Genomic DNA, 10,719 nt, shown 5'->3' with positions numbered 1-10,719 from the left:
CACGACGCGCCTCGCTCCTCAGCCGCGCTTGTAGCCCACCTTATGAAGAACGGTCAAATCTGCTTATGTGATAACTGCAATTATCACATGTTCATTCACCAACCATCCGAGCAGTTGTGCAGTGTTTTTGCATTCACTACACATTCGGTATGGAGCGCTTCCATCCCCTCGCCGCTGACAGCGACGCCCCACCCGAAGAGCTGTCGCTCGCGCAAGGCGAATGCGCACTGGCGCTCGGCCGGCTCGACGGGCTCCTCGCCGGCCTCACCGATACCGAAAAGCGGCTGTTCTGCGTAGGGCTGCTGCGCGAGGTGCTGCTCTCGGCCTTGGCGCAGGCGGGATTTGCTGACGCCGAACACCAGTTCAACGCCTGGTTCGCCGGGCTCGATCGCGGCCCCCAAGAGACGCCCCTCACCGCCTGCTCCGCCTATGCCGTGGTCCGCGCCCTGCTGGGCGATCTCAGCCATCATCCGTGGGAACCGCTCGCCGACGCCGCGCAGACCATCGCTCTGGCCGCTCGCTTCGGGGCCGACCGCCCGATGCAAACCGAAGATGCGCTGGCGGACGACGCGATCGGCAGAGCGCTCACGCTGATGGAACAGGCCGGCGCGGATGACGAGCCCCCCCTGCCCTTCGCGGGTCTGGCGCGCCTCTACGGGCTGCTGCGCGCCGATCCGCTGTTCGCGCCGCTGGAACGCACCGTGCACATCCGTTCGCTTGGAAACCGCACGGTGGCGATCGAGCAGGCCGCCCCGCGCACCCCGCTCTGGGCGGTCGATGCCTCGCTGGGGCGGCGGCTGACCGCGTGCGGTGCGTGGCAGCTTGCCCTCCCCTGCCCCGGCGCGGTGACCGCCGAAACGCTTCAACCGCAGCTCTGGCCGGGCGAACGCGCCCTTGTCTCAGCGCGAACTCTCCACGCCAGCGCTACCCGGCTTGCAGAGCTGGTCGCGGAAGCGCGACGGCGCGCGGCGCTGATGCGCGAGCATCTGGGGCACCTGCGCTCGAGCGCGCGGGCACCGCAGGTGTGGATCCTGCTCGCTGGTTTTGCGCCGCTCGGGCTCGATCAGATGACCTCGGCGTGCGGGATCAGCCGGCGCGGCACCTATGCGATCGGCGACGCGCTAGTCGCAGCGGGCATCGCGCGGCGCGTGAGCATCAAGGGCAAGGTTCTGCTGGTAGCCGAAGCGCCGCGAAGGGATCTCTTGTCGGCACCCCTGGACCACGCTCTCGCGCTCCCCCATCCGGCGCTCGCCGAGTTCGACGCGGCGATGGGTGAGATCGACCGGCTGCTCGCCGGCAGTTCTGGCCATCCTGACGCCGCCTCGCGAGCATTAGGCGTGTATGAAAAATGATCTCCTCTTGACGGTATGTACAGATATCATACATAGACAGAGAAAGAAGGAGATGGCCAATGGCCACAGCTGCCCATTCCGGCGTCCCCGCCAAAGCGCCTAGCCGCAAGGATCTGAGCGGTCCGGCGCTGCGCACCTTTTTCCGCATTGCCGACGCCTGGGGCCTTAAGGAAGCCGAGCAGATGAAGCTTCTGGGACTCGACAGCCGCTCGACCTTCCAGACCTGGAAGCGCGGCGCCGTCGCGGCGATTCCCAAGGATGCGCTGGAGCGCATCTCCTATGTCATGGGGATCTACAAGGGGTTGAAGATGCTCCTGCCCCGTACCGCGAACGAATGGGTACGCAAACCCAATGAGGCGCCGCTGTTCGCCGGACGCCCGGCGATCGAGCGGATGGCCTCGGGCAATGTCGCCGATCTCTACGTGGTGCGCCAATATATCGACGCGCAGCGCGGCTGATGGATGCCCTTACGACGACTCAAGTGCGGTGGCAGCCGTGCTATCGGATCGTCGCAAGCCGGTTCCCGCCCATATCGCTGTTTGAAGACGTCGCGGATCCGGCCGATTTAGAAGCGGTTTATGCAATCGAGGCGATGACCAACGACCGGCTTCGCGACGAGGTCGGGGACCTCGCGCTCGTCCCACCGGAGGACCGCGTATCAGGACCCGGGACGTCGGCGATCATGGCAGCGTTCACCCACCTAAATCCAGATGGCAGCCGATTCTGTGACGGCAGTTTCGGGTTGTTCTATGCTGCCAACACCATCGAGACTGCGGTTGCCGAGACGAGCCATCACCGAACCCGCTTCATGGTGTACACCCACGAACCGGCGCAGGAACTCGACATGCGCGTCTACGCGGTCGACTTGGACGCCATGCTCCACGATATTCGCGGCCTGCGGGATGAACGCCCTGCCCTCTACGCCCCGGACAGCTATGCCGCCGGCCAGGCGCTTGGCCGACACCTGCGTAAGCAAGGTTCGGATGGCATCGTATACCAAAGCGTGCGCGACGCCGACGGCGAGTGCGCCGCGGTGTTCCGCCCTCGCCTACTCGCCAACTGCCGACAGGAGCGGCACCTGTGCTACGTTTGGGATGGCCGGGCGATTGTCACCGTCTACGAGAAGAAGACATTCGCCTAAAGGTCCTGCGGACAAGCTAGCCTTTCGGCCTCGAGTGACGCCTGTCAGGAATAGACCCCGGCAGCCATACGATCGAGATCTTCCATGACGATATCGATATCGCCATTCGCAACCAATTCCGCCGCCGTTTTCCCAACTCCAGAAAGGGGTTGATGCTTGAACCAGATAACCGCCTTGCCTTCTTCGCCTGCAAGTTCTGCCGCTCGCGTTATAACTCGGGCTATTTCCTCCAGTTTAATCTGCACGGTCGGGGCGGAGGGATACAGAGTCATAGCCTTACGATCCAGGCGAGCAACGCGAGCCAAATGCGCCATGGAGAAGCGCAGGCGCTCCGCCAGACGACGGGGGGCGATGATCTCATTCTCGCGAATGTCATCCTGGAAGGCTGCAGTCATTGGGCAGTCCATATTCAACATGTGAAGACAAAACTCTCACATCTCAGAACCGCTGAAGATTGTCCTAGCACCAATGCTGATCGAGCAGGGTTTTCAACGCGGCCTCCGCTTCAGCCCGCGTACCACCGGCCTGCGGAAGCAGGGTGAGCTTGAGACCCTTACGATCCACCGCCTCCACTTTCAGCAGTGGTTTCCCTCCTTCGGACACAATCGTTTCTGGCTTTCCTGACTTCTTGGGGGAACCTGACCTCTTGGGGGGATCGGCGGCCAAAGCGAGCGCGCGGATGACGTCAGGAACCGGCATCGGCACCCCGCGATTGGCCTGCGCCTCCGCGAGCCGCGTCGCCTCAGTAAATACACGCTGGCGCCGGTCTTCCGGTTTCAAAAGCGGCTTGATCGCGGTGACATGCTTGATTCTGAGATCCTGCGGGAGGGCGAAGGCGGCCATCAGTTCCGCCGGCAGCCGGGCAAGGTCGAGATAGCGGCTAAGCCAGCTTTCCGTCACATTGATTCGCTCGGCCATGACCTTCTGGCGCCCCTCATAATAGGCGTCGAGGGCGCGCAAATAGTCGCGCGCACGTTCCAGGTCAGTAAGATCATCGCGCGCCCGGTTCTCGAGGTCAGCAAGCCGGAACGCCTCCTCGTCCGTCAAGCTACGGATATCGACGAGGAAGCGGAAATCCGGATAGTTATGGGCGCGAAGCCAGCTGATCGTCCAATGCCTGCGCGCGCCGCAGATCACCTCGAAATCGAAAGCAGGATCGTCCTTCACCCGCCGGACGATGGCGGGCATTTCCTGTTTTCCCTGCGCTTTAATGCTCTCGATGAGATCGGCGCACCGCTCCTCGTTAAGCAGCGCATATTCGCGGTTGTGCCCGGCCCACATCCGGCAACGTGCCGGATCAACGAGTTCATGGGTGCGTGAGACGACACTGCCCGTCGCTAATTCGGCAAGTCGGCTTTCTCGACCCGCCAGGACGCTCGCACCGATGCCAGGGCGCCGCGCCGCTGGGGCTTGCGCCCCCGGGTCGATTCCGGCGACCAGATCAGCCGCGAAGTTGGCGTTTTTCTTGCTCATCATCCACCCCTTCTACCCGGAATTGCACCGGTGCAATTTTGCTCGCATCAGGCGAGGCCCTCCTTGCGCAAGCGCGCCAGATGGCTGGGCCACATCGACCGGATGTCGACCTCAATTTCACTGTTCACGCCGTCGAGATAGGCGAGGCAGCGGTTGCGCACCGCCGAACTGGTGACAGGTCCGTCAAGCTCATAGACGGTCATCAGCCGCGCCGTCGCATTGTCGATTTCCGCCGAATCCTTGAGCGGTGTGCGCACGATCGCGTGGCCGAAAAGGGTCCGCATCAGGTTCAGCAATTCCTTCTGCATCGACTTGTTCTCGTCGACCTTGGAGGCCACGAAGCGCAAGAACTGCAGCGACGGGGCCAAGCCGCGATCGGCCAGCGTCTCGATGGTCTCGTCGAGCATGGCGAGGAAGGCTGCAGTCGACGAGAAGTCCATCACCGTCGGCGGCACCGGCACGACCAGCGCATTGGCCGCACGCAGCACCGAAAGCGAGATCGCGCCGAGCGCCGGCGGCGGGTCGAGAACAACGACATCAAACCGATCGGCTATGCTCGCAATGCCTTGTGCCATGCGGTCGATCAGGTTCCCCTGCCCGCGCGCCATACGCGCCGCGATTTCATATTCCGACTGGAACAACCGGAGATTAGCCGGGACAAGCTCGAGGCCGTCGAAGTGAGTCTTGCGCAGGGCGTAATCGAGCGACTCCATGTCGTCGTGCCGCAGGAACGGATAGAGCGTGTCCTCCTCGGTTAGGTCGAGGTCGGGAACATAGCCGAACAGGGTCGTTGCCGACGCCTGGCTGTCGCAATCTATGAGGGCCACTCGGTAGCCCTTGATCGCGAGATATTGGGCCAGATGCACCGACAGGGTCGATTTCCCGACCCCGCCCTTGAAGTTCTGCACCGCGATGACGCAGCAGGGGTCGGTGGCAGCCCGCCAGGGCCGGGTGCCGAACAATCCCCGCATGTCGTTGAGCTGCGCCAGGGTATAACCGACGCGCCGATTATTTTCGGTTCGCGGAGGCGGCGGCAAGCGGCCGTCCTTCTCGGCCTCGCGAATGGCCGCCGCGGTCCGGCCGACCAGTTCGGCCGCTTTACCGATCGGGAAGGTGGGCTCGCGCCGTTCGTCCGCCCGGGCGCTACGCGCAGAGTCGCGGAGCCGCTCGAGAACAGAGCTGGTCCGTTGTGCAAGCGTTGAGACGGACAGCAGATCCTGCGTGCCCTCAATATCGAGTGATGCAGCCAAGAGAGGCCCCCTTGCGAAACTGTAGGGGGCATAGCTCAATTTGCACTTTTAGGTCAATGAAAGGCTTATTTTCGCAAATGAGTAGGCCCGGTCGGCCCAATTGCCTCGAATTGCGCCGCCAGCCTTTCGTGCACGCCTACAACCTGACCTCTTGGGGGCTAGCCACCCTGAAATTGCACCGGTGCAATTTCGGCTCAAGGGCGCCCGCGCCGCGCCAGGAAGCTCTCGCAAAAGCCGGTCCAAGACGCGATCAGTTTGGCGCCCTTCAGCTTCGCCAGCCTCTCACCCATCTGCGCGCGATAGGCGTCGGCAATCAGATCGATGTCCCAACCACCGCCGGCCGAACGGCCAATGGCCGCGAGCGTGTCCGACCCAAATCGGATCGTGCCGTTCGGGAAGGTGACCTCCCCTGCCCCAGTCTTATCCTTTGATACCAAGGCCGCCACCGCCGCCTGCGTGACGGCCTCGACGGCCACAGTCTCGACCTCGTCTTCGCGCCTCGCCTTCCTCCCCGCAGAGTGTCGGGCAATTTCATCCACGGTTGCTATCTGCTCAGGCGCATCCTTTGGCTCAAAACGAAATTCGATCTCGGTGACGGTTCGACCCTGACGGATCTCCCGCCACTCCACACGGAAATGAGCGAGCTGGTCGATTTCGGCCTTCGCCTTTTCGAGAACCTTGCGGCGCAGCTGCGCAAAGTCCTTGTAAACGTCTGGCGCGATGCCGAGCAGCGCACGCAGTGCCGTCATGTCGCCCTTCCATAGCGACTGGCGTCGATGCAGCCGCAATGCCCCGATCTCGTATAGCTTTAGCGCATAGGTCGACCGAAAGCCGAGCACCGCTTGCCGGTTCAGGACCGCATAGGTCTCCGATTCCTGGATCAGTTTCCGAGCCTCGGGCGTGAACTCCCACTCGATCCACCCCGCCTCCGCGCCCTCCTCATCCTCCACTTCTTCGCGCGATGACGAGATCAGAGAAAAGCGCAGCGTCGCCTTCTTGCCGCGCCAGGACTTATCATCGACCGCGAAAAGCGTGCGATGCAGTTCCTCGAGCATATCCGATATGCGCTCATTGCCCTTGTGGCCGCGGCGAATGTCCGCCTTTCGCATCTTGTGCGGGCGGTCCTCCCAGGCATCACCGCCCGCAGTCAAAATCATCAGCGCAAGCAAACGCGAAGCGGTCAGGCTCAGCGACTGGCCTTTGACGAACTTGACCTCGACGATGCTGCCGGGCTTGGCGAACTCGTCACCGCCCTTGGCCTGCAGGGCGGCAGCCACCCGCATCGCCCGCCCCGGAGAAGCATCATCACCGGCGGGGGAGGGCGTTACAGCGTGGTCTAGGGCTTGTTCGTCATCCATGCCATGAAGTCTGCACCGATTCGTCCGGCGTGGAAGAAAATCTGCCTGACCTGTCCTCTTGCGTCAAGTCAGGGCAGGATAGACGGCGGTTTCGGCCCCCAAGAGGTCAGGATGGAAGTTCACCCCGAAACGGCAAAACACAAGGAAGTACGCCGAGTCGCGTTTCAAAGCGATCTGACCCGCGCAAACGGCCGCGCGGAGGCCGAAGAACGTCCCTGACGAGCGATATGACGAGCGAATCGCGCCCAACAGAGCCTGGCCCCCATGCGGTCAGGAAAGCCCCAACCGGTCAGGTTGCATCCCCCGATCGGTCAGGAATGAGCCCCCACAAGGGCAGGCAAAATCCCCCGTCCGGTCAGGATAGGCTTGCTCAAGCCCGCAGAAACGCTGGGCTTTCGGCTTCCCGAATCTGAATCCTTTTGAATCGGAAAAGCTTCCGCTGCGAGCAGCGGCGTTTTGATATTTTTATTTTGAGAAAGAGATTGGCGCTGCGCTTGAAGCAAACGTTCAATCCCCCTGCCTGGAGGGATACGCGAAGTTGGCCGTCCACGATAGGCTTCCTCGCCAAAGGACGTCACGAATGGAGGGTGCATGATCAACTTCGCCAAGTTCGAGATCATCGGCCGGATCGGCGAAATCGATGCGCGACCGAAAGTCACCCTGCTGTCGGTCTGCGCGAATTGCCGCCGCAAGGGTGACGATGACGAATGGCAGGAAGACAGTCACTGGAACCGCGTGAGCGTCTTCAGCGAGGGCCAGCGCAAGCATATCGCCGACCGAGCCCAAGTCGGGGATCTGGTGCGGATTGCCGGGCGGCTCAAGGACAGCTCCTATGAACGCGACGGCGTGACCCATTACACAACCGATCGCATCGTCGAGGAATTCGGTATCCTCGCAGCCAAGGGCATGCCTGGCTGAATTGGCGGAGAGGGGAGGGCACAACCGGCAGCGGCGCTCCACCACTTTGCAAGGATTAGTTGATGCCCTTAGCTGCTTCCCATCGCGCCAAAGCCATTGTCGAGGCCCTCGGCGGAACGTGGCGCGGGACGCGCGGCGAATGCCGTTGCCCGGCTCATGACGATCATGGCCCCAGCCTGTCAGTGCGCCTGGGCGAACGGGCGATCTTGTTCCACTGCTTTGCTGGCTGCGATACGCGTGACGTTCTGACTGCCCTGCGCCGGCGCAAACTTCACGATGCAGTGCCGCTCACCATGCCGCGCCCGAAGGCGGTGGCCGACCATCGCGCTCTCGCGCTTCGGCTATGGAAGGCAAGCCAGCCCATAGCCGGCTCGCCAGCGGCCGATTACCTTGCCGCACGCGGTCTTGCTCCTCCCTATCCGCGTTGTCTGCGCTACAATCCCCGCACCATTGTCGGGGCAGGTGACCAGCGCCGGTTCTTTCCGGCGATGATCGCTGCGGTCGAGAACGATCTGGGCGTCGTGGCCGTCCAGCGGACCTGCCTCGATCTCGCTGACATCTTGCACAAGCCCCTGTCAAAGCCGAAGATTGCCCTTGGCCTGCTTGGCAACGCGGCCATCCGTCTGGCGCCGGCCGGAGAGGAGCTTGGCCTTGCTGAGGGCATCGAGGACGCCCTTTCGGCAATGGCCTGGTTCGGAACGCCAACCTGGGCGCTGGGCGGCGTCGAACGCCTTGGACTCGTCGCCATCCCCGAACGGGTCAAACGCATCATCGTCTATGGTGATCGCGGTGCCGCCGCTGCCGCCATGCTCAAAAAAGCTCGGCCGCATCTCACAGCCCATGGACGCGAACTGGTGCTCCGCCTCCCGGAACGGCACGCGGACTGGAATGATGCTTGGCGTGTCCGCCGGGCCGCCGAGGCGGCCTGAGAGGGGAGGGGGCCTTCAGGCTGATGACCTGGCGCTGATGCCAGGTGTCAGACCCGGAGATACCCCATGGCCACACAACCCCTCGCGCTCACGCTGCCGCTCGATGATCCCGCCCGGACCGCTGCTCAAGGCATAGCCGACCGGCTGTCCGAAGGCCGTCCGGTTGCACGTAACGACCTCCTTGCCAGGATGACCTCCGCCTTCGGTGGCTCGAGCGCGGATGGCTCATGGTCATTGCGCGACGCCTATGATGTGCTCGAACTCGCGCAGATCCTCCATCTGAAGAACACGACACTCCCGACAGATGCGAATGTGCGGCTCGCCCAGCTGATCGCCATGACGGCGGCGCTTCCGACGCACAGCGTGCGTAGCGAAACGCAGGTCGCGTTCCAGCAATTCTCGACACCGGCACCGATCGGCTTCCTTGCCGCCAGGGCAGCCGCGATCACGGCACGCGATATCGTGCTCGAGCCCTCGGCCGGGACCGGGCTCTTGGCCGTACACGGTCATTTTGCCGGCGCTCGCCTTCTCCTCAATGAGATCGATGCCTGGCGCGCGCGTTTGCTGCGTCATGCCCTTCCCGAGGGCACATTGAGCACGCATGACGGCGAATTGATCGACGACATGCTCGATCCGCAACTGGTGCCGAGCGTCGTGCTCATCAACCCGCCCTTCTCGCGGAGCCAGGGACGGGGGCGCGACCGCCACGCTGCGCTTCGCCACCTGCGCTCCGCGCTCTTGCGCCTCGCACCAGGCGGGCGCTGCTCCGTCATTCTTCCCGATCGCATCGAGACAGGGGACGCGGATTGGCTGCACGCCACCGCGGGCGCGCAGCCCCGGCTGCATCTCGACCTGCCGCCCCATGCCTATGCCAAGCACGGCACCGGGCAAGCGGTTCAGCTCATTCTCCTCGAAAAGGGCGGGGCAGGGGATTGCGTCCCACGCCAGACCTGTACGACGCTCGGCGCTGCGCTCGCGGCCATCGATGCTATGGCGCCCCCGTGCGCCCCCACGCCGCAGCCGATCTCCCGCCCCAGCGGATTGTTCCGGAGCCTCACGCGGCAGACCCGCCCCGTAAGCTCGCGTGTGGCGGTGACCCTGCCCACGACCCGCGCGGTCGCCTATCACCGTCTCGACGCGCCGGCGCCCACGGGCGAACCTCAAGGGATTTACCTGCCCTATCGGCCGAGCCGTCTGCTCATTGCCGATGCCCGTGAGCACCCAAGCGCGCTGGTCGAATCGCAGGCAATGGGATCGATTGCCGCACCGCCGGTCGCTTATGAACCCGTGCTGCCGGCCAGGATCTTGGACGACGGCCTGCTCTCGGACGCGCAGCTCGAAACGCTGATCTACGCTGGCGCGGCGTTCGAGCGCGACCTTCCGGGCCGGTTCGTATCTAGCGAGGAGGGTCTTTCGCTGTCGCCGGCAGAGGCCGGCAACGCCTATCGGACCGGTTTTTTCCTTGGCGATGGCACGGGCGCCGGCAAGGGACGGCAGGTGGCGGGCATCATCCTCGATCAGTGGTTGCGCGGCAACCGCCGCCACCTCTGGATATCCAAGAGCGAGACGCTGATCGAAGACGCGCGACGCGACTGGTCGGCGCTTGGCGGCTTGCCGCTCGACATCCAGCATCTCAACCAGTGGAAGCTCGGCACCCCGATCGCGCTGGGCGATGGGATCCTCTTCCTGACCTATGCCACCCTGCGCTCCAACCGCGGTGACAGGGGCACGCGGCTGCGCCAGCTGATCGAATGGATGGGTGAGGATTTCAGCGGCGTCATCGTCTTCGACGAGGCGCATGAGATGGCCGGGGTGGCCGGTGGCGAGGGCCGGTTCGGCGCCACGAAAGGATCCGAACAGGGCATCGCTGGCGTGCGCCTCCAAAATCTCGCTCCGCGCGCCCGGATCCTCTACGCCTCGGCGACGGGCGCCTCGGACGTCAACAACCTCGCTTATGCGACACGCCTCGGATTGTGGGGACCGCACACGGCCTTCGCCAACCGGCGGGCCTTCGTGGAATCGCTTCGCCGCGGCGGCATCGCAGCGATGGAGTTGATCGCCCGCGACCTCAAGGCGCAGGGGCTCTATGCCGCGCGGGCGCTCAGCTTCGCCGGCGTCGAATATGACATCCTCGAGCATCGGCTCAGCGAAGAACAGATCGCCGTCTACAATGCCTATGCCGATGCCTGGGCGATCTTATGCGCAGCTCGCCATAAGATCTCTTATCGCGAGGAAGCGGTAATGCGGAGGAGCGCGGCGTAACCGGCGAATTCCCATGATAGTGTGCGCAGTTGCTGC

11 protein-coding genes are annotated in these 10,719 nt (G+C 63.7%); 6 read left to right on the top strand and 5 right to left on the bottom strand.

Annotated elements, in window-relative coordinates:
* Positions 1 to 149 precede the first annotated feature (149 nt).
* Genes PX554_RS26075 through PX554_RS26065 form a run of 3 tightly spaced genes read left to right on the top strand, consistent with a single transcriptional unit; the run spans position 150 to position 2,493 of the window.
* Positions 150 to 1,352: a hypothetical protein gene (locus tag PX554_RS26075; protein WP_155188045.1), complete on the top strand. Its 1,203-nt coding sequence runs from the start codon at positions 150 to 152 to the stop codon at positions 1,350 to 1,352.
* 59 nt (positions 1,353 to 1,411) lie between these two features.
* Positions 1,412 to 1,810: an antitoxin Xre-like helix-turn-helix domain-containing protein gene (locus PX554_RS26070; RefSeq protein WP_015449223.1), complete on the top strand. Its 399-nt coding sequence runs from the start codon at positions 1,412 to 1,414 to the stop codon at positions 1,808 to 1,810.
* Positions 1,810 to 2,493, top strand: a complete 684-nt coding sequence (locus PX554_RS26065; protein WP_275504983.1) for an RES family NAD+ phosphorylase — start codon at positions 1,810 to 1,812, stop codon at positions 2,491 to 2,493. The genes PX554_RS26070 and PX554_RS26065 overlap by 1 nt, the downstream gene beginning before the upstream one ends.
* 44 nt (positions 2,494 to 2,537) lie before the next feature.
* Here PX554_RS26065 and PX554_RS26060 read toward each other — a convergent pair whose 3' ends face one another.
* The 5 genes from PX554_RS26060 to PX554_RS26040 all read right to left on the bottom strand — a co-directional run bounded on the left by PX554_RS26060 (position 2,538) and on the right by PX554_RS26040 (position 7,182).
* Entirely contained in the window at positions 2,538 to 2,888 is a 351-nt protein-coding gene (locus tag PX554_RS26060) for a hypothetical protein (protein WP_017183653.1), read from the bottom strand.
* A gap of 64 nt (positions 2,889 to 2,952) precedes the next feature.
* Positions 2,953 to 3,966, bottom strand: a complete 1,014-nt coding sequence (locus tag PX554_RS26055) for a ParB/RepB/Spo0J family partition protein (RefSeq protein WP_275504982.1) — start codon at positions 3,964 to 3,966, stop codon at positions 2,953 to 2,955.
* Positions 3,967 to 4,013: 47 nt separating this feature from the next.
* Positions 4,014 to 5,216, bottom strand: coding sequence for an AAA family ATPase (locus PX554_RS26050; protein WP_017183651.1), 1,203 nt, complete (start codon positions 5,214 to 5,216; stop codon positions 4,014 to 4,016).
* A gap of 194 nt (positions 5,217 to 5,410) precedes the next feature.
* Entirely contained in the window at positions 5,411 to 6,499 is a 1,089-nt protein-coding gene (locus tag PX554_RS26045) for a replication initiation protein (RefSeq protein ID WP_041865596.1), read from the bottom strand.
* Positions 6,500 to 6,885: 386 nt separating this feature from the next.
* Entirely contained in the window at positions 6,886 to 7,182 is a 297-nt protein-coding gene (locus tag PX554_RS26040) for a hypothetical protein (protein WP_155188051.1), read from the bottom strand.
* On the opposite strand from PX554_RS26040, the gene PX554_RS26035 reads away from it, so the two are divergent.
* From PX554_RS26035 to PX554_RS26025, 3 genes are all read left to right on the top strand, one after another.
* A complete protein-coding gene (locus PX554_RS26035) occupies positions 7,166 to 7,492 on the top strand; it encodes a single-stranded DNA-binding protein (RefSeq protein WP_155188054.1) in 327 nt (108 codons plus the stop codon). The genes PX554_RS26040 and PX554_RS26035 overlap by 17 nt on opposite strands.
* A gap of 62 nt (positions 7,493 to 7,554) precedes the next feature.
* Positions 7,555 to 8,421, top strand: a complete 867-nt coding sequence (locus tag PX554_RS26030; protein WP_155188057.1) for a DUF7146 domain-containing protein — start codon at positions 7,555 to 7,557, stop codon at positions 8,419 to 8,421.
* Positions 8,422 to 8,487: 66 nt separating this feature from the next.
* Complete coding sequence (locus PX554_RS26025) at positions 8,488 to 10,683, top strand: strawberry notch-like NTP hydrolase domain-containing protein (protein WP_275504981.1); 2,196 nt, start codon at positions 8,488 to 8,490, stop codon at positions 10,681 to 10,683.
* The last annotated feature ends 36 nt before the right edge of the window (positions 10,684 to 10,719 follow it).

The sequence above is a fragment of the Sphingomonas pollutisoli genome (assembly GCF_029167165.1).
Taxonomy (GTDB): domain Bacteria; phylum Pseudomonadota; class Alphaproteobacteria; order Sphingomonadales; family Sphingomonadaceae; genus Sphingomonas; species Sphingomonas pollutisoli.
Note: the sequence above shows the minus strand (reverse complement) of the source record. Positions and strands in the feature narration are given on the sequence as shown.